Origin of the sequence: Hanstruepera ponticola (assembly GCF_012931685.1) — a bacterium.
Lineage (GTDB): Bacteria > Bacteroidota > Bacteroidia > Flavobacteriales > Flavobacteriaceae > Hanstruepera > Hanstruepera ponticola.
Map to the genome: position 1 here is coordinate 219,500 of NZ_JABANC010000001.1, position 18,765 is coordinate 238,264.

Below are 18,765 nucleotides of genomic sequence, written 5' to 3' on the forward strand. Positions count from 1 at the left end.
AAAGTTTTATTAAACTTCTGACATTCAAAGTCTAATCAATCTCAACAAACGTATATACCTACAAACCGATTACTATCACTTATGAAAAAAGCATTTAAAATTATTGGAATAACAATACTCATCATTTTAGCAATTTTATTGGCAATCCCTTTTGTGTTTCAATCACAAATAGAAAAAATAGTCCAACGCTATGCCGACGAAAATCTAAATGCCAAAGTATCTTTTAGTTCAGTTAACTTAAGCTTCATTCGAAGTTTTCCAAATGCACAAGTTGATATCAATGATTTGGTTATTACAAATTTTAAACCTTTTGAAGGAGAAACATTAGCAACATCGAAATCCATTTCACTTGCCATGCCAATAAAAGAAGTTTTCAAAAGCTCAAGTGATCAACCTCTTACTATCAACTCGATTAATTTAGACGAAACACTTCTGACTCTTAAAACCAATACACTTGGTGATGTAAATTATGATATTTTAAAGGAATCTGAAACTAAAAACAATGATAGTTCTGATGCACAAGGTTTTACATTTGATGTCAAGGACTACAGTATAAACAATAGTGCCATAACTTATATAGACGAATCATCGAACACCTCTTTTTTTATAACCGAATTAAACCACAATGGAAAAGGAACTTTTTCAGGCGAGCTTTCTGAACTGGATACAAAAACTGAAGGAAAAATCAGTTTAAACATAGATAGCACTAATTATTTAGATAATAATAAGCTAAAACTAGATGCCTTAATTGATTTAGATTTAAACAAAAATAAATACACCTTTAAAGAAAACAAAGGTCTCATTAATCAATTACCAATTACATTTAATGGGTTTGTTCAACAAATTGAAAACGGTCAATTAATTGATATTACGTTTGAAAATCCAGGTTCGACGTTTAAAGATTTCCTAGCTGTTATTCCCAAAACCTATAGTAAAGATTTAGAAAATGTGGAAACAACAGGTGATTTTAAATTAAATGGTATGGTAAAGGGCGAGATTACAGATAACTCAATTCCTAATTTAGATATAAAAATCAACTCCAACAACGCTTCGTTTAAATATCCAGATTTAGCAAAACGTGTAGAGAATATCAATATTGATGTAGCTATCAAAAACACAACTGGTAATACCGATGAAACCTACGTAGACATAAATGCTTTAAATTTTAAAATTGACCAAGATGTCTTTAAAGCATCAGGTACACTTAAAAATATTACAGATAATATGCTGGTTAATCTTGATATTGACGGTGTTTTAAACTTATCAAATCTGAAACAAGCCTATCCAATAAATTTGGATCAAGACTTAAGCGGTATTCTTAAAACAAAACTTAATACAGCCTTTGATATGGAGGCTATTGAAACAAATGCCTACAGCAGAATAAAAAACTCAGGAACGGCTTCAATTACTGGTTTTACTTACTCTTCAGAAGACATGGTAAACCCTATTCAAATTTCTAATGCCGATATGACCTTTAAACCAGGCACCGTTTCATTAAACAGTTTTAATGCCAAGACCGGAAGTAGTGATTTGGCCGCAACGGGTTCGATTAATAATTTGTTAGGATATTTATTAAGTGATAAAAAGCTTCAAGGTAATTTTAATGTTAGTTCCCAACAGTTTTTAATCAGTGATTTTATGGAAGCTGATGATAAAGCCAAAGAAAAAAACAAGACAACGGCAGATAGTGAATCATTGAAAATACCAGATTTTCTTGATTGTACTATAAATACCAATGCTAAAACTGTTGTTTATGATAACCTCAGTTTAAAGAATGTTGTTGGTAAATTGGTCATTAAAGATCAACAAGCAACTTTAAGCAATATGACTTCAGATATATTTGACGGTAAAATGTCTATATCTGGCGATGTTTCAACACAGGGTACAAAACCATCATTTAATATTAATTTGGGAGCTGATGGATTTGATATTGCACAATCATTTACGGATCTTGATTTATTAAAAAATCTTGCACCTATTGCAAAAATTTTAGATGGTACATTGAACACCACCATCAACTTAAAAGGAGATTTAAATGAATCCTTCTCTCCAGATTTGCAAACTGTTTCAGGTGACGCTTTTGCTGAAGTTTTAACTCGGGAATTAAATGCTGAAAACAGTAAATTATTGACGGCATTGGAATCTAACCTCAACTTTATTGATTTTAACCAATTAGATTTAAAAGATTTAAAGACCAATTTAACGTTTGATAATGGTAAGGTTAATATTAAACCATTTTATATAAAATACAAAGATATTGACATTGGTATTGCAGGAAGTCATGGTTTTGATAAATCACTGGATTACAATTTGGTTTTCAACGTACCTGCTAAATATTTAGGAAGTGATGTAAACCGCTTAATAGGTAAAATAAACGATCCAGAAGTCAACAAAATAAGCATACCTATTTCGGCCAATATTGCAGGCTCTTTTACGAACCCTAAAGTTAGTACCGATTTAACTTCCGGTGTTTCCAAACTCATGAAACAACTCGTTGAGATTCAAAAGCAAAAACTTTTAAGTCAAGGAGAAAATACCATAAAAGATATTTTAAGCGATGTCATGACTGGTAATTCTGGAAATTCCAATACACCAAAAGACTCTACTGTTATAAAAACAGACACCACAAAAACAAATACACCCAATACAGAACAAACCATAAAAAACATACTTGGTGGTTTACTAAATAAGAATAAACAAAAGAAAGATACTGTTAATTTAAAATAATAATAGTAACTTTGTTGTCCTTAAAATTTAAAACGAATTATGTTAAGAATAGAAATTAAAGAAGGTGAAAATATAGAACGTGCATTAAAACGTTACAAGCGTAAGCATAGAAATGTTAAGGTTATGCAGAATTTAAGAGAAAAGCAATTTTTCACTAAGCCTTCAGTTAAACGAAGAAGAGAAATACAAAAAGCAGCTTATATTCAAGGTTTAAGAGACGCTGAAGACATATAGGCATTTGCTTAAAATATATATAAAACACGCTTTTAATAAAAAAGCGTGTTTTTTTATTTAGACTACCTTAATATTTACAACGAGACCTTCGTTAGAGCGAATATTAAAAACGCTTTGATCCTCAAAAATTAAGTACTGCCCTTTAATGCCCACTAATTTTCCGTTATAAATCTTTGCCTTTTCCAGATTTAAACTTTTTGGTTTTTCTGGATATTTTTCAACCGGAAAATTCAAATTAGTTTCCGTGTTGTTGGCAATGTAGTAATCAGAAGCTTCTTCAGGAATATAATCCTTTAAACGCTCACGCCATTCAACCAGATTCTCATCTTGAATGTCATTTTTCAGCATAGTTCGCCAATTGGTTTTATCACTTACATGATCCTTTAAAGCTACTTCTGTAATACCTGCTAGATAGCGATTAGGAACCTCAACAATTTCTATAGCTTCATGAGCCCCTTGGTCGATCCAACGTGTAGGCACTTGACTCTTTCTGGTAACACCCACTTTTACATTACTACTATTTGCCAGATATACAATATGTGGTTGCAGTTGCACTTTCTTTTCGTATTCTAAATCACGATCCTCCTTATCTAAATGCGCTGTACTTAATTCTGGACGCATAATCCAATCGGCAGCTTGAGGAATATCAAAAAAACAACTTTTACAAAAACCCTGTCGGTAAATTGGCTTATTTAAACCACAATTTAAACATTGATAACCAACAAATTCAATTTCAATGGTTTTATTCAATAATTGATTTATATTAATAAAATCGTTTTCAAACACCAAATAGTACTGAATGGGTTCCAAAAATTCAGTTTCCATTTTTGTCAAAACACCTTGGTAGGTCATAAAAAAAAGTATTATTTTTAGTTTTTTTAAAGATAATGCAAATATGCCAATTCCTATAGTAAATTCTATTGCTTCGTGGTTTTTAAAAAAACGATTTCATCAAATTGATTTGTTTTTAAAATACCCTAACGAAGTTCAAACCGAATTACTAAACAATCTACTATTAAAGGCAAAAGACGCTGAAATTGGGAAAAAATATGATTTTGAATCGATAACAAATTATGAGACGTTTTCAAACAGAATTCCCATTTCAACCTATGAAGATTATCACGAACTAATTGAACGTTCTCGACAAGGTGAAAACAATATTTTCTGGCCACAACCCATAAAGTGGTTTGCGAAATCCAGTGGCACGACTAATGCAAAAAGCAAATTCATTCCTGTGAGCCAAGACTCTCTTGAAGATTGTCATTATGCAGCGAGTAAGGACTTACTTTGTATGTATTTAAACAATAATGAAAACTCACAATTATTTACAGGAAAAAGTCTGCGATTAGGAGGCAGCAAGGAACTTTATAAAGAAAATGGAACCGTTTTTGGAGATCTTTCAGCTATACTTATAGACAACATGCCTTTCTGGGCCGAGTTTAGCAGCACACCGAGTAGCAAGGTATCTCTAATGAGTAACTGGGAAGAAAAAATGCAAGCTATAGTTGATGAAACCATTCAGGAGAATGTTACAAGTTTGGCAGGTGTTCCTTCTTGGATGCTGGTGTTATTAAATAATGTTTTAGAAAAAACCGGTAAGGATAATCTTTTTGATATTTGGCCAAATTTAGAAGTTTACTTTCATGGAGGTGTTAGTTTTCTACCCTATGTGGATCAATACAAAAAAATATTGCCAAAAAAAGATTTTAGGTATTACGAAATTTATAACGCTTCTGAAGGCTTTTTTGCTATACAAGACCAGAATAAATCTAGCGAATTACTACTCATGTTAGATTATGGTATTTTTTATGAATTTATACCAATGGATACGTATGGAACAAAAAATGAGAAAGTTATTCCTTTGAGCGAAGTTGAAACCAATAAAAACTATGCAGTAATAATTACGACAAATGCTGGATTATGGCGCTATAAAATTGGTGATACAGTTAGATTTACATCAACCAATCCCTATCGCATTAAAGTTTCTGGACGCACAAAACATCATATCAATGCCTTTGGGGAAGAACTCATTATTGAAAATGCCGAAGACGCCTTGAAAAAAGTTTGCAAAAAAACCAAAGCCGAGATTGTAGATTATACAGCAGCACCTATTTTTATGAATGGCAACGAAAAAGGTGCACACGAGTGGCTTATTGAATTTAAAACACCACCTAAAGATATCAATTATTTCAATGAATTATTTGACAATGCATTAAAAGCGTTAAACTCGGATTATGAAGCCAAACGCTACAATAATATGACACTAAACAAACCAACTATTCATATAGCTAGAAATCAACTTTTTTATGATTGGTTAAAACAACATAATAAATTAGGTGGCCAACATAAAGTGCCAAGACTTTCCAACACAAGAGATTATTTAGATGACCTTCTTAAGCTTAATTGCTAATGCTTTTAAACGAAGATATTTGTTTTCAAAAAACACTTAACGAGATTAAATGTTAGTTGGTCTAAAAATCTTTTCAGTCATTTTTTTCTTACAGAAAATAGTATAGTTTTACAGAGCTATTAATCTTAAACAAGATAATTTATCATAATGTTGAATTATTAATTAACATCCATACAACCTAATAAAAAAGCCACTCAAATGAGTGGCTTTTTTTTCAACTAACTCGTTAATTTTCCTTTTTCAAAAACTCTATAAAATCTTCTGGTCGTGATAAATAAGTCACACGATTATCTTCAATAATTTCTTCTAAATTCTCAGGATTACCTGAAACGCACAGCGGAATATCAGAATAAGAACACAAATCATCTACTTTAGGTAGTACCGTTTTATGTATAGGCGTCACAAACATGGTAAGCATCGCATCAGGATTTACATCTTGAATGACTTGCTTTAAATTTATGACAGGTACATTTTGACCTAAATAATAGACTTTCCAACCCATTTCTCTAGCAATGTAATATGCCAAGAGCAAACCCAATTCATGATGTTCGTACTCCGTTAAAAACATCACAATTGATTTAGCATTTTCTTTGGGATAAGACAATTGATCAATGGATGAAAAAAAACGCTTCTTAATCAAGCTTGAAATAAAATGTTCTTGAGCTGGCATAACTTTATCAACACCCCAAAGTACTCCAACCTGATTTAGAAATGGATAAATGATTTCTACAGTTGTCACTAGCAGACCTCTTTTTACAATCTGCTCCTTGACAACTTTATCAAAAGCCATCTCATCCATGTCTAACATAGAAGCAATAAGTGCATTTATTTCAACTTCATGATTTTCGTCAGTTATTTGGCTCGTAACCGCATCGTGAATTTCGGTTTCAGACATTTTATCAATTTTAGATATTCTAAAACCATTCTTTGTCAATAAACTAATATTCAATAGTTTTTTTAATTGACTATCTGAATAATATCTGATGTTCGTATCTGTTCGCTCTGGATCAATAATACTATAACGGGTTTCCCATTTTCTCAAAGTATGAGCATTAATACCAGTTAAAGTGACTATTTGTGCCATTGTATATTTACTCATGTCTAATAATTTACAATGCAAAGTTATACAAAATAATTCACTTTTCAAGAAATCATAAAGAAATTTTTGTCCAATTTTTTTTTATTTTAATTTGACAATAACAAATTTATTTATATATTTGTCCAATCTTAAACATAAAACAATAGACAAAATGAAAACAACGAAATTATTATTGCTATTTGTAAGTATTGCTTTTTTAAGTTTATCTTGCAGTAGTGACGACGACAATTCGACTCCGTCGAACCCAAGCCCTCAACAAAAGAATATTGTTGAAATTGCTTTGGAAACCCCAGAACTTTCAACTCTTGTAGCTGCCCTTACAAGAGCAGATGGCAATTTAGTTGCTGTTTTAAATGGTGATGGACCATTCACGGTATTGGCTCCAACTAATGCTGCATTCACAGCTTTTTTAAATCAAAACGGATTTGCATCTCTTGATGATGTTCCAACGGATGTACTATCACAAGTGCTTTTAAACCATGTTATTATGGCTGATGTTACTTCTAGTGATTTAACAGCTATGGGAGCAGGATATGCTTCTGGTAGTGCGACAAGTAGTGTTGGCTTACCAATAAGTATCTTTTTTGATACTTCTAATGGCGTAAGGTTTAATAACGCAGGTACAGTAACAACAGCAGACATCAATGCCTCCAATGGAACCATACACATTATTAATGGTGTACTAGGTTTACCAGATATTGTAGATCATGCTATTAACAATCCATCATTTACTAGTTTGGTGACAGCTTTAGGAGCTGCTGACGGTGATTTAGTGTCCGATTTAAGATTAGATGGTCCATACACAGTTTTAGCACCAGATAATGATGCTTTTGAAACGTTTCTTGATGGTACTCCCATAGGAAGTGTGGATACTGCAGTTTTAAGAGAAATTTTATTAAATCATGTTTTAGGTGGCGCTATCGATTCAGAATTTTTAATTGATGCTGGAGCAGGTTACACCATGACTTCGGCTACAGGAGCTGGTGGAAATGCCATGAGTTTATATTACAATACTAGCAGTGGTGTCATGTTTAATGGAATCTCAACTGTTTCTGAAGCAGATGTTGTTGGAACTAATGGAATTATCCATGCTGTTGACGCTGTTATTGGCTTACCAACAGTTGTGACATTTGCAGCCGCAGATCCTAACTTTTCTACGCTTGTTTCGGCATTAACTGACTTAACTCCAGGAACTGATTTTGCTGAAATTTTATCTAGAACTACAGGTAGCAATGCAGATGGCATTAATCCAGATTATACGGTTTTCGCGCCTACCAATGGTGCTTTTGAGGCACTAATTGAAGATTTAGGAGGCGTACCTGATGAGGCAACATTAACAACTGTATTATTGTATCATGTAGCTAGCGAAGCTAATGTGACTTCTGGTGATTTAATGGTAGGCGCCAACCCAGTAACGTCTCTCCAAGGAGGTGTATTTACTTTAAACGTACCTGGCACAGGCGATAATATTGCTGATATTACAGACGGTTCTGGCGCCACAGATATCGGTGTGATTGCAGTTGATGTGCAAGCATCTAATGGTGTCATTCACGTTCTTAACAAAGTAATGTTACCAAACTAAAAGATTTTACTAATAGATATAGACAATTTAAAACGGACTAATTTCAGTTGTTTTAAGTTAGTTAGATAGTGAGCCGGTAGCTAATTTTGGTTACCGGTTTGCTTAATTAAAATTTATTGTAAATTTAAAAGAATGAACTCAAGTAAAATTATTGTTATTGGCTCTGGATTTTCGTCCTTATCTGCTGCATGTTATTTAGCAAAGCAAGGCCATCAAGTTACCGTTCTTGAAAAGAATAAAACCGTTGGCGGACGTGCCAGACAATTCAAAAAAGATGGGTTTGTTTTTGATATAGGACCGACATTTTACTGGATGCCAGACGTTTTTGAACGTTTCTTTAATGATTTTGATAAATCGACATCAGATTATTACAAGCTAGAGAAACTCAATCCGGCTTATCAAATTTATTTTGGTAAAAATGACTCCATAAGTATTTCTGACAACCTTGATGACATAAAAAAAACATTTGAAGCTATTGAATCTGGTAGTGGCAACAAACTTCAAAAATTTATTGATAAAGCACATGCTAATTATAATATCGCAATAAAAGATTTGGTTTATAAGCCTGGCGAGAACTTACTTGAAATCATCAATGGCAAAACATTTCTAAAACTGCATGAGTTTATACTAACCATTAAAAATCAGGTATCTGGTTATGTTAAAAATGAAAAGTTGCGAAAAATACTAGAATTCCCAGTACTATTCCTTGGAGCTAAACCGAGTAACACGCCTTCATTTTACAACTTCATGAATTATGCTGACTTTAAACTTGGAACATGGCATCCCAAAGGCGGCATGTATGAAGTAGTTAAAGCCATGACAACGTTAGCTAAAAGTCTTGGTGTAAACATCATAACAGATAGTGAAGTAACCAATATTGAACTATATAATAAAAAAGTAACAGGAGTAAATACTAATAACGGTTTACTGAAATGCGATATTCTTTTGAGTGGTGCAGATTATCATCATACCGAATCTCTATTACCTGAAAATTACAGGCAATATTCTGAGACCTACTGGGACAAAAAGACCTTTGCGCCTTCAGCATTACTCTTTTACGTTGGTTTTAATAAAAAACTAAAAAACGTTTCACATCATACCTTATTTTTTGATACTGACTTTGAGGAGCATGCCAAAACTATTTATGACACAAAAAAATGGGCTGAAAAACCACTATTTTATGCAAGCTTCCCAAGTATAACTGATGACTCTAGTGCTCCACAAAATAAGGAATCTGGTATATTCTTAATCCCTATTGCTCCAGATATTGAGGATACAAATAACATTAGAGAACATTACTTTTCTCAACTCATACAACGTGTTGAAAAAATTACTGGAGAATCCTTAAAAGAGCATATTCTTTTTAAAGAATCCTACTGCGTAAATAACTTTAAAGAAGACTATCATTCTTATAAAGGCAACGCTTATGGTTTGGCAAACACCCTATTACAAACACATGTTTTAAGGCCGAAACTCAAAAGCAAAAAAATTAATAACCTATATTTCTGTGGACAACTTACTGTACCAGGACCAGGTGTACCACCATCACTTATTTCAGGCAAAATAGTGAGTGATTTAATAAAAAAATATCATCAAAAATGAAAGCATTATTTGACACATCTAGTTTAAAGTGCAGTAAGGTTGTAACCAACGCCTACAGCACATCATTTTCATTAGGAATTAAACTATTTGCCCCTTCAATCAGACCTGCTATTTATGCCATCTATGGCTTTGTACGTTATGCCGATGAAATTGTTGATTCATTTGAACATTACAATCAAAAAGAACTGTTTAATGATTTTATGGTAGATTATCACAAAGCTTTGGAGCGTAAAATAAGTTTGAATCCTATTATAAATTCATTTCAAGAAGTGGTTCATAAATACCATTTGCAAACCTATGCTGAAGACTTTTTAAAACGTATGGAATCTGATTTGTATATTACAGAATATGACACGAAAGAAGCTTATGAAAATTACATTTATGGTTCGGCAGATGTTGTTGGTCTCATGTGTTTGCGCGTTTTTGTAAACAATGATGAAAACAAGTTTAATGAATTAAAATTATCTGCCAAGCATTTAGGATCAGCCTTTCAAAAAATAAACTTTTTACGTGACTTTAAGGACGATACTGAAAAACTGGGACGTTCGTATTTTCCAAATTTATCGCATAATAACCTAGACAACATAACTAAACAAGAAATCATTGAAGATATTGAGGTAGATTTACTAGAAGCCTACAACGGTATTATACAATTACCAATGGAAAGTAAATTAGGTGTTTACATAGCATATAGGTATTATTTGAAATTACTTAAAAAACTAAAAAAAGCTGACTCAAAAAAAATATTAAATGAGCGTATACGAATTTCTAATGGCATTAAATTGTTTATTCTAACCAAATCTTACATTCGTTATAAATTTCATGCTTTTTAATGTTTAATTAAATTCTTAACTTACAATATGAAGATTATACTATATATCATAATAACAGTTGCTACATTTTCAATTATGGAACTCATCACTTGGTTGACTCATAAGTATGTGATGCATGGATTTTTATGGTATTTACATGAAGACCATCATCAACCCAAATACCCTCACGTTTTTGAAAAGAATGATGCTTTTTTTGTCATTTTTGCCATACCTAGTATTTTATTATTCTATTTCGGTCTTGTTCCTGAACTCAATTTTTTATTCTTTATTGGATTGGGTATATTTTTCTATGGCGTAACTTATTTTTTAATTCATGATGTTCTCATTCATCAACGTTTTAAATGGTTTAAAAACACAAAAAATAAATTCTTATTAGGATTACGTAAAGCCCACAAAGTACATCACAAACATTTGGATAAAGAAGATGGTGAATGTTTTGGAATGTTGTATGTGCCTAAAAAATTTCACGATCAGTACAAATAAATGGAATCATACACCTACTTGTTAGTTAATCTGGCATGTGTGAGCATCCCTTTAATTGCCAGTTTCTATCCTAAACATGCATTTTATAAAAAGTGGTTTGCTTTTATAAAAGCTAGTTTAATAGTTGCTATTATATTCTTAATCTGGGATTATTGGTTTACTAAAATTGGCGTTTGGGGTTTTAATGAATATTACTTAACGGGAATCTACTTATTAAATTTACCATTAGAAGAGGTCCTGTTTTTTATATGTATTCCCTATTGCTGTGTGTTTACCTATTTTACATTTCAATATTTATTTAAGAAAAATCTGTTTGACAAAACTTTTCCAATTATAAATTATAGCTTGATAATAGTATTATTTATTGCAGCTATATTAAATTATAATAAACTTTATACTTCAATAACTTTTTTTAGTACCAGTGCTTATTTAAGCTACTTGGCATTTAGAAAAATAAATTTATCTTATTACTATTTAAGCTATTTATGTATTCTACCTTTCTTCCTTTTGAGCAATGGTATTTTAACAGGTAGTTTTCTTGTTGATCCGATTGTTTGGTATAATGACACTGAAAATTTAGGTATCAGATTGTTCAACATCCCAATTGAAGATAGTATATATGGGTTACTCTTGATTTTTATGAATATTCAATTGTTTGATTATTTCAATTCCAAAGCATAAAAAAAACCACTTTTACAAGTGGCTTTCAATATCTTATTTTCTAATTTCTTATGAGACTGCTTTCAATTTCTTGAGGGTTGTCTTGGTAATCTTATCTTCAGCATACGCTTTAGTAACCTTCAGTTCTTTATCATCACTTCCTGGCATTTCAAACATGGCATCAGTTAAAATCTCTTCACATAAAGAACGTAATCCACGAGCACCCAATTTATACTCTATAGCTTTTTCAACAATAAAATCTAATGCACCATCAGTAATACTAAATTCAATATCATCCATTTCAAACAACTTTTTGTATTGTTTAATAATGGCATTTTTAGGTTCAGTTAGAATAGCTCTTAAGGTTTGTGCATCTAGAGGATCCATGTAGGTTAGTACAGGTAAACGACCAATAATTTCAGGTATTAATCCAAAATCCTTTAAATCTTTAGGAATAATGTACTGCAATAAATTATCTTGATCTACGCGTTCATCAGACATAGAAGCACTATAACCAACCGCTTGCATGTTTAAACGCTTCGATATTACTTTTTCAATTCCATCAAAAGCACCACCTGCTATGAATAAAATATTCTCCGTGTTAACCTCTATAAATTTTTGATCTGGATGCTTACGACCTCCTTTTGGCGGTACATTCACTGTTGTTCCTTCTAATAACTTTAATAAAGCTTGCTGAACACCTTCACCTGAAACATCTCTTGTTATGGAAGGATTATCACTCTTTCTAGCAATTTTATCAATCTCATCAATAAACACAATACCTTTTTCAGCTTTTTCTAAATTATAATCAGCGGCTTGTAATAATCGTGTTAAGATACTCTCTACATCTTCGCCTACATAACCAGCTTCAGTCAAAACCGTAGCATCAACAATGGCTAGTGGCACATTAAGCATTTTTGCAACTGTTTTTGCCATCAAGGTTTTTCCTGTTCCTGTTTGGCCAACCATTATGATATTACTTTTTTGAATTTCAATATCATCATCCGTTGGCGGTTGCAATAACCTTTTGTAGTGATTGTAAACTGCAACAGACATTACCTTTTTTGTAGCTTCTTGCCCTATAATGTATTCATCTAGAAAACTCTTTATTTTTTGAGGTTTACGCAACATTAATTCGGCAGACAAATCACTGTTATCGCTTTGCTTTGATTCTTCTAAAACAATACCATGAGCTTGCTCAATACACCTATCACAAATATGCGCATCTAATCCGGCAATCAATAAATTGGTTTCTGGCTTTTTACGACCACAAAATGAACATTCTAAATCTTCCTTTGCCATAAATCTAATTTCTGTGTTTTATGTAACGATTAACTACGCACTAATATTTCGTCAATCATGCCATATTCTTTCGCTTTATCAGCTTTCATCCAATAATCACGATCACTATCAGCATATACTTTGTCGTAATCCTGACCTGAATGCTTACTTATTATTTTATACAATTCTTCTTTTAAAATAAGGATTTCTCTTGCAGTAATTTCAATATCACTAGCTTGACCTTGAGCACCGCCAAGTGGTTGGTGTATCATAACACGCGAGTGCGTTAACCCACTACGCTTCCCTTTTTCCCCTGCACAGAGCAACACAGCTCCCATTGATGCTGCCATACCAGTACATATCGTTGCAACATCTGGCTTAATGAATTGCATGGTGTCATAAATACCTAACCCAGCATAAACGCTTCCGCCTGGTGAGTTTATATAAATTTGAATGTCCTTTGTCGAGTCTGTACTCTCTAAAAACAATAATTGAGCTTGAATAATATTAGCCACTTGATCGTTAATTCCTGTACCAAGAAAAATAATACGATCCATCATTAAACGTGAAAACACATCAAAAATAGCAATGTTCATTTGACGTTCTTCAATGATATTTGGAGTTAGATTTGTCGGGTACATACTGCTAATAATCTTATTATAATATGTGCTACTAATCCCTTGATCTTTTATTGCGAATTTTTCGAATTCTTTTGCGTAATCCATAGTTATTTTTAAATTTTTATGTAAAAAATTAGGCGCTGAATTTTTGTGTTTCAGCGCCTAAATATAAGGATTTATTCTTTAAAAGCTTGTTAAGGTTTACACAAGTCTAACCTTGCTTTTTATAGAATATATTGATTATTACTTATCACCATAAACCTCTTTAACAAAATCGTCATAAGTGATTTCTTTAGTTTTTATCTTGGCCTTTTCCTTGTAAAGTGCCAAAAGTCTTTGACTAATAATTTGTTCCGACATACGTCGTGCTTCTTCTTGATTAGATAACACACGTGCTGCAATATCTTCTAGTTCTTTATCTGAAGGATTCATTTGACCAAATTGTGCCATTTGAGCTTTAATCATGTTTTTTGCATGATCTTTAATGTCATCCATGGTTACCCTGATATCATTATCAGTAATTAATTTACCTTCAATTAACTGATAACGTAAACTCTTTTCAGATTTCTCATATTCTTCTTTTGCCTGCTCTTCAGTCAACTCATTTTCACCAGCTGTTTGCATCCATTTTTGTAAGAATGTAGTTGGTAAATCAAATTTGGTGTTTGCCACTAAATATTCAGTAACGTCGTTCAATAACTTCTGATCCGATTGTTGGGTAAATTGCTTTTCAGCATCTTCTTTAATCTTATCTTTTAATTCAGTTACTGATGTCACTTTACCTTTACCAAACAATTTATCAAATAATTCTTGGTCTAAATCGGCTAACTCACGCGTATTAATTTCGGTGATTTCAAAAGTTACTGGAATATCTAACCCGTGAACATCATCGTGTGACAACTTTAAAGCATGCATAAGTTCATGCTCATCAGCATAAAGACCTTTTGTTTTTAATTCAATGACATCACCTACTTTAGAACCAACAAATTTCTTTTCAGTGGTTTTACCTTTAAATTTATCTAAAGTTAATGTAACTGTATTTTCAATTTCGCGTTCTTCGTTCTTGTAAACTCCAGTTATTTCACTATCCTTTGAAACTTCAGTTTGAGAAATTAACTTCCCATATTGTTTTTGGATATTCTCAACTTGATCATTGATCATTTTATCACCAGCAACAATATTATAATGTGTGAATGCCTTTTTAGGCTCCAAATTCACCTCAAATTCAGGTGACAAACCTAATTCAAATTCAAATGACAATTTATCAGCATCCCAATCCAAATCGTCTTGAGGTTTTGGTAAAGGATTACCTAAAACGTCTAACTTTTCTTCAGTTAAATATTTGTTCAATGCATCCTGAAGTAATTTATTTACTTCATCAACCAATACAGCTTTTCCGTATTGCTTTTTAACCATTCCCATTGGCACATGTCCTTTTCTAAAACCAGGAATGTTAGCTGTTTTACGATAATCTGATAAGATTTTTTCAACTTTGTCGCTATAATCTTCTTTTGCAATATCTACTTTTACTACAGCATTTAAAGCATCAATGTTTTCTCTTGTAATATTCATTTTCTAACTATAAAAATTGGAGTGCAAAACTACTACTTTTTTTACACTCCAACAAAGTATTTTAACGTATTGTATTTCAGTCTGTTTTCTCGTCTCCCAAAACCGAATAAAATATAGATTGTAAGATGGTTAAAAGGATACTAAATAATAAAGCTGTCCAGAAACTACTCACCGTAAAACCACTTATTAAATTATCGGCTAGAAGTATAATACATGCGTTTATTACAAATAGAAATAGACCCAGTGTTAAAATGGTGGCAGGCAATGTAAACAATACTAATAATGGTTTTACAAAAATATTGAGCAGTCCTAAAACTGCCGCAACAATAATAGCTGTTGTGTAACCATCAACAGAAACACCAGATAGTAATTTTGACAACAAAACAACGGCCAAAGCCGTGAGCAATACCTTAAGAATAATTCTCATATTTTGAATTTTTTAATTTCTAAAAAGATACGAATTATTTTAATTCAGAAATGATACAACAGCATCATAAAAATCTTCAGGGTTTTCAGCATGTAACCAATGACCAGCATTTGCAATCGTTACAATTTTTGAATTTGTAAAATGGTTTTTAATAATTGTTTCGTCTTGGTGACCAATATACTCTGATTTATCACCTCGCAAAAACAAAGTATTTCCCTCAAATCTAGCGTGCATTGGCAGAGATTCACCTACTTCTGCTACATGTTCCTTTAGCACATCTAGGTTCATGCGTAATGCTAATTGACCTTTTTCTTTCCAATATAAATTTTTCAGCAAAAACTGTCTTGTTCCAAAGTCTGAAACGTATTGTGCTAATTGTTTATCGGCCTCACCTCTACTCTTCAATTCTGCAAAATCAAAACTACTCAACCCATTAAGAATCGTATCATGATGAATGGGATAATAACGTGGTGAAATATCTGCAACTAGTAGCTTGTTTACCATTTCAGGGTATTGAGTTGCAAACAACATAGCTGTTTTCCCTCCCATGCTATGCCCTAAAAGCACGATATCATCTAGATCATTAGTCTCTAAATAATGTTTTAAATCGTTTACCATATCTTCATAGCTAAAGTTATCATCATGAAAACTTCTACCATGATTGCGTTGGTCAACTAAATGTACCTCATAGCCTATTTCGCTAAATTGTTGTCCAAGGGTTTTCCAATTATCTCCCATTCCTAAAAAACCATGAAGTATGATAAATGGCTTGCCTTCTCCCAAAACATTGGCGTATAATTCCATTACTTTAACTTTCTTAAATACATTTGAATTACATTTTCTGCTCCTAAATACAAACTTTCAGCAATTAACGCATGACCAATAGATACTTCTAACAGATTAGGAATATTTTGCTTGAAGAATTCAATATTATCTAAAGATAAATCGTGACCAGCGTTTACGCCAATATCTAAACTATCAGCCAAAATAGCGCATTCAGTATAAGGTTGAATTGCTTGTTTATTACCTAAACTATACTGGTGCGCGAAGGCTTCGGTATAAAGCTCTATTCTATCAGTTCCCGTTTCTTTGGCGCCTTCAATTTGTTTTAAAACAGGATCAACAAATATTGAAGTTCTTATACCATTGCTTTTAAACTCCTGAATGGTCTCTTGTAGAAAACTTTTATTTGTAATAGTATCCCAGCCTGCATTACTTGTAATCGCATCAACAGCATCTGGCACCAATGTGACTTGTGTTGGCTTTATTTCTAAAACCATTTTCACAAATTTCTCAATTGGATTCCCTTCTATATTATATTCAGTATAAACTTCAGATTTCAAATCGAAAGCGTCTTGATATCGAATATGCCTCTCATCTGGTCTTGGATGAATAGTGACACCTTCAGCACCAAACCTTTGAACATCTTGAGCAAACCTAACAACATTTGGTTCGTTTCCTCCTCTGGAATTTCTTAATGTAGCTATCTTGTTTATGTTTACACTTAATTTTGTCATTATCTTATTTTTTGAAATACAAAAATACAAACTCATTAAGGCTTAATGTAGTATTTTTTAATTAATTTGCATGTTCATTAATTCATTCAAAAATGAATCTTTCAGATTACATTATTAACGACATAAAACCATTAAAAAACACTGATAAGGTTGGAGACATGCAAGGACTATTCAACCAGTTAACTTATTCACATATTCCAATAAAAAATGAATATGACGCGTATGTTGGCTGTATGTCAGAAACTGATGCTCATTGTTTTGATAATGACAAATCCATTAGCGAATATGCACATGCTATTGAGGGCTTTTTTGTAAGAGAAAACACCAATTGGTTAGATGTTTTAGAAGCTTTTGCAATGAATTCCACCAATATTATGCCTGTTTTGAGTCCGAAAAACATCTATTTAGGTTATTATGAACTAAACGATATTATTGGACTTTTTAATGAAACACCCTTTTTTGCTGAAGCTGGAGGTATTCTAATTGTTGAAAAAGGCTTGGTTGATTATTCCTTTAGTGAAGCATGTCAAATAGTAGAGTCAAATGATGGCAAACTTCTAGGTGCTTTTATTTCAAAAATTGAAAATGACATGGTACAAATCACTTTAAAAATAGGCAACACTGGGCTGAATGATATTATGCAAACCTTCAGACGGTATAGTTATAATGTGGTTTCTGGGCATGAAGAAGACAGCTATATACAAAGTCTTAAGGAACGATCAGAATATTTAAATAAATATTTAAACATGTAATATGAAAATAGCTGTTTTTGGTCAATCTTTTCAAAAAAGCAATGAAGAATCGCTTCATATTCTATTAGATTGTTTAAAAGACAAAAATATTACGGTTCATATTGAACGTCAGTTTTTTAATACAGCTAAAAATTTATTCAATAATCTTTTAGATTCAAATAATCACAACACATTTGATATACTAGATTCTAGTTTTGACTTACTCATAAGTATTGGCGGTGACGGTACAATCTTACGAGCCATTACTTTCGTGAAAGATTTAAATATCCCAATAATTGGAATAAACACGGGTCGCCTTGGGTTTTTAGCAACTATCCAAAATGAAGATATACCATCGGCTATTAGAGCTATTCTTGACAAAAAATATAAAATATCCGAGCGTAATCTCTTGACAATCTCAACCAATCCTGAATATGACGACTTCAAGATTCTTGATTTTGCTCTAAACGAAATTGCCGTCAGTCGTAAGAATACGACCTCTATGATTACCGTTGAAACGCGATTAAATGGCGAATATCTCACTTCCTACTGGAGTGACGGTTTAATAATATCAACACCTACAGGATCAACTGGGTATTCATTAAGTTGTGGTGGTCCAGTTATTACTCCTGACACCAATAGTTTTGTAATCACACCTATTGCACCACATAATTTAAGTGCTAGACCATTAGTCATTACAGACTCAACCGAGATTCAGTTGAAGGTTAGCGGTAGAGAAGATAATTTTCTGGTTTCATTAGACTCAAGAATTGCAACACTTTCAAACGATACAATTGTAACTATCAAAAAAGCACCCTTTAAAATTAAAATGGTTGAGTTGCTTGACGAAAGCTTTTTGGACACCCTTAGAAAAAAACTACTTTGGGGAGAAGACAAACGCAATTAAACAATAAAATCCTCTAAAAACAGTTTAAATCAAATACAATTTGAATCAAATTGTTATAGGCTAATCATATTTATTATATT

Annotated in this window: 18 protein-coding genes; 10 read left to right on the plus strand and 8 right to left on the minus strand. The window is 32.3% G+C overall.

All coding sequences use genetic code 11. From position 1 onward, the window contains the following. The first annotated feature begins 81 nt into the window (after positions 1–81). Together HGK31_RS01005 and rpsU are read left to right on the plus strand one after the other, a co-directional pair. Entirely contained in the window at positions 82–2,727 is a 2,646-nt protein-coding gene (locus HGK31_RS01005; protein WP_191858130.1) for an AsmA-like C-terminal region-containing protein, read from the plus strand. 39 nt (positions 2,728–2,766) lie between these two features. Beyond that, a complete protein-coding gene (gene rpsU, locus HGK31_RS01010; RefSeq protein WP_104734739.1) occupies positions 2,767–2,961 on the plus strand; it encodes a 30S ribosomal protein S21 in 195 nt (64 codons plus the stop codon). A 57-nt stretch (positions 2,962–3,018) separates the two neighbouring features. Here rpsU and HGK31_RS01015 read toward each other — a convergent pair whose 3' ends face one another. Continuing rightward, entirely contained in the window at positions 3,019–3,813 is a 795-nt protein-coding gene (locus tag HGK31_RS01015) for a DUF2797 domain-containing protein (RefSeq protein WP_191858131.1), read from the minus strand. A 43-nt stretch (positions 3,814–3,856) separates the two neighbouring features. On the opposite strand from HGK31_RS01015, the gene HGK31_RS01020 reads away from it, so the two are divergent. After that, positions 3,857–5,371 (plus strand): GH3 auxin-responsive promoter family protein, encoded by a 1,515-nt coding sequence (locus HGK31_RS01020; RefSeq protein ID WP_191858132.1) that lies wholly within the window; start codon positions 3,857–3,859, stop codon positions 5,369–5,371. A 226-nt stretch (positions 5,372–5,597) separates the two neighbouring features. Here HGK31_RS01020 and HGK31_RS01025 read toward each other — a convergent pair whose 3' ends face one another. Further along, on the minus strand, positions 5,598–6,470 hold the full coding sequence (locus tag HGK31_RS01025; protein WP_191858133.1) for a MerR family transcriptional regulator: 873 nt from the start codon (positions 6,468–6,470) through the stop codon (positions 5,598–5,600). A gap of 151 nt (positions 6,471–6,621) precedes the next feature. On the opposite strand from HGK31_RS01025, the gene HGK31_RS01030 reads away from it, so the two are divergent. From HGK31_RS01030 to HGK31_RS01050, 5 genes are all read left to right on the plus strand, one after another. Next, the gene (locus tag HGK31_RS01030; RefSeq protein ID WP_191858134.1) at positions 6,622–8,052 is read left to right on the plus strand and encodes a fasciclin domain-containing protein; all 1,431 of its coding nucleotides are present in this window, start codon (positions 6,622–6,624) and stop codon (positions 8,050–8,052) included. A gap of 132 nt (positions 8,053–8,184) precedes the next feature. Further along, positions 8,185–9,654 (plus strand): phytoene desaturase family protein, encoded by a 1,470-nt coding sequence (locus tag HGK31_RS01035; RefSeq protein WP_191858135.1) that lies wholly within the window; start codon positions 8,185–8,187, stop codon positions 9,652–9,654. Continuing rightward, the gene (locus HGK31_RS01040) at positions 9,651–10,487 is read left to right on the plus strand and encodes a phytoene/squalene synthase family protein (protein ID WP_104734745.1); all 837 of its coding nucleotides are present in this window, start codon (positions 9,651–9,653) and stop codon (positions 10,485–10,487) included. Before HGK31_RS01035 ends, HGK31_RS01040 begins: the two co-directional genes overlap by 4 nt. A 27-nt stretch (positions 10,488–10,514) precedes the next feature. Further along, positions 10,515–10,970 carry a sterol desaturase family protein gene (locus HGK31_RS01045; RefSeq protein WP_191858136.1) on the plus strand — a complete coding sequence of 152 codons (456 nt, stop codon included), beginning with the start codon at positions 10,515–10,517 and terminating at the stop codon, positions 10,968–10,970. Continuing rightward, positions 10,971–11,651 carry a lycopene cyclase domain-containing protein gene (locus HGK31_RS01050; RefSeq protein ID WP_104734746.1) on the plus strand — a complete coding sequence of 227 codons (681 nt, stop codon included), beginning with the start codon at positions 10,971–10,973 and terminating at the stop codon, positions 11,649–11,651. A gap of 48 nt (positions 11,652–11,699) precedes the next feature. On the opposite strand, the gene clpX is transcribed toward HGK31_RS01050, so the two are convergent. The 6 genes from clpX to HGK31_RS01080 form a co-directional block, all read right to left on the minus strand. Beyond that, positions 11,700–12,932, minus strand: a complete 1,233-nt coding sequence (clpX, locus tag HGK31_RS01055) for an ATP-dependent Clp protease ATP-binding subunit ClpX (protein ID WP_104734747.1) — start codon at positions 12,930–12,932, stop codon at positions 11,700–11,702. Between the two features lie 29 nt (positions 12,933–12,961). Beyond that, a complete protein-coding gene (clpP, locus tag HGK31_RS01060) occupies positions 12,962–13,636 on the minus strand; it encodes an ATP-dependent Clp endopeptidase proteolytic subunit ClpP (protein ID WP_104734748.1) in 675 nt (224 codons plus the stop codon). A 138-nt stretch (positions 13,637–13,774) separates the two neighbouring features. Further along, the gene (gene tig, locus HGK31_RS01065) at positions 13,775–15,103 is read right to left on the minus strand and encodes a trigger factor (protein ID WP_191858137.1); all 1,329 of its coding nucleotides are present in this window, start codon (positions 15,101–15,103) and stop codon (positions 13,775–13,777) included. A gap of 76 nt (positions 15,104–15,179) precedes the next feature. Further along, positions 15,180–15,530 (minus strand): phage holin family protein, encoded by a 351-nt coding sequence (locus HGK31_RS01070; protein WP_104734750.1) that lies wholly within the window; start codon positions 15,528–15,530, stop codon positions 15,180–15,182. 39 nt (positions 15,531–15,569) lie between these two features. Then, positions 15,570–16,334 (minus strand): alpha/beta fold hydrolase, encoded by a 765-nt coding sequence (locus HGK31_RS01075; RefSeq protein WP_191858138.1) that lies wholly within the window; start codon positions 16,332–16,334, stop codon positions 15,570–15,572. Continuing rightward, a complete protein-coding gene (locus HGK31_RS01080; RefSeq protein ID WP_191858139.1) occupies positions 16,334–17,047 on the minus strand; it encodes a pyridoxine 5'-phosphate synthase in 714 nt (237 codons plus the stop codon). The genes HGK31_RS01075 and HGK31_RS01080 overlap by 1 nt, the downstream gene beginning before the upstream one ends. Positions 17,048–17,139: 92 nt before the next feature. Between HGK31_RS01080 and HGK31_RS01085 the strand changes: the two genes are divergently transcribed. Beyond that, complete coding sequence (locus HGK31_RS01085; protein WP_104734753.1) at positions 17,140–17,799, plus strand: CBS domain-containing protein; 660 nt, start codon at positions 17,140–17,142, stop codon at positions 17,797–17,799. Position 17,800: 1 nt separating this feature from the next. Then, the gene (locus tag HGK31_RS01090) at positions 17,801–18,685 is read left to right on the plus strand and encodes an NAD kinase (RefSeq protein WP_191858140.1); all 885 of its coding nucleotides are present in this window, start codon (positions 17,801–17,803) and stop codon (positions 18,683–18,685) included. The last annotated feature ends 80 nt before the right edge of the window (positions 18,686–18,765 follow it).

Bases quoted from the DNA above. Each gene is read 5' to 3' on its own strand.
- HGK31_RS01005 (WP_191858130.1), top strand. From the start codon at position 82: ATGAAAAAAGCATTTAAAATTATTGGAATAACAATACTCATCATTTTA.
- rpsU (WP_104734739.1), top strand. From the start codon at position 2,767: ATGTTAAGAATAGAAATTAAAGAAGGTGAAAATATAGAACGTGCATTA.
- HGK31_RS01015 (WP_191858131.1), bottom strand. From the start codon at position 3,813: ATGACCTACCAAGGTGTTTTGACAAAAATGGAAACTGAATTTTTGGAA.
- HGK31_RS01020 (WP_191858132.1), top strand. From the start codon at position 3,857: ATGCCAATTCCTATAGTAAATTCTATTGCTTCGTGGTTTTTAAAAAAA.
- HGK31_RS01025 (WP_191858133.1), bottom strand. From the start codon at position 6,470: ATGAGTAAATATACAATGGCACAAATAGTCACTTTAACTGGTATTAAT.
- HGK31_RS01030 (WP_191858134.1), top strand. From the start codon at position 6,622: ATGAAAACAACGAAATTATTATTGCTATTTGTAAGTATTGCTTTTTTA.
- HGK31_RS01035 (WP_191858135.1), top strand. From the start codon at position 8,185: ATGAACTCAAGTAAAATTATTGTTATTGGCTCTGGATTTTCGTCCTTA.
- HGK31_RS01040 (WP_104734745.1), top strand. From the start codon at position 9,651: ATGAAAGCATTATTTGACACATCTAGTTTAAAGTGCAGTAAGGTTGTA.
- HGK31_RS01045 (WP_191858136.1), top strand. From the start codon at position 10,515: ATGAAGATTATACTATATATCATAATAACAGTTGCTACATTTTCAATT.
- HGK31_RS01050 (WP_104734746.1), top strand. From the start codon at position 10,971: ATGGAATCATACACCTACTTGTTAGTTAATCTGGCATGTGTGAGCATC.
- clpX (WP_104734747.1), bottom strand. From the start codon at position 12,932: ATGGCAAAGGAAGATTTAGAATGTTCATTTTGTGGTCGTAAAAAGCCA.
- clpP (WP_104734748.1), bottom strand. From the start codon at position 13,636: ATGGATTACGCAAAAGAATTCGAAAAATTCGCAATAAAAGATCAAGGG.
- tig (WP_191858137.1), bottom strand. From the start codon at position 15,103: ATGAATATTACAAGAGAAAACATTGATGCTTTAAATGCTGTAGTAAAA.
- HGK31_RS01070 (WP_104734750.1), bottom strand. From the start codon at position 15,530: ATGAGAATTATTCTTAAGGTATTGCTCACGGCTTTGGCCGTTGTTTTG.
- HGK31_RS01075 (WP_191858138.1), bottom strand. From the start codon at position 16,334: ATGGAATTATACGCCAATGTTTTGGGAGAAGGCAAGCCATTTATCATA.
- HGK31_RS01080 (WP_191858139.1), bottom strand. From the start codon at position 17,047: ATGACAAAATTAAGTGTAAACATAAACAAGATAGCTACATTAAGAAAT.
- HGK31_RS01085 (WP_104734753.1), top strand. From the start codon at position 17,140: ATGAATCTTTCAGATTACATTATTAACGACATAAAACCATTAAAAAAC.
- HGK31_RS01090 (WP_191858140.1), top strand. From the start codon at position 17,801: ATGAAAATAGCTGTTTTTGGTCAATCTTTTCAAAAAAGCAATGAAGAA.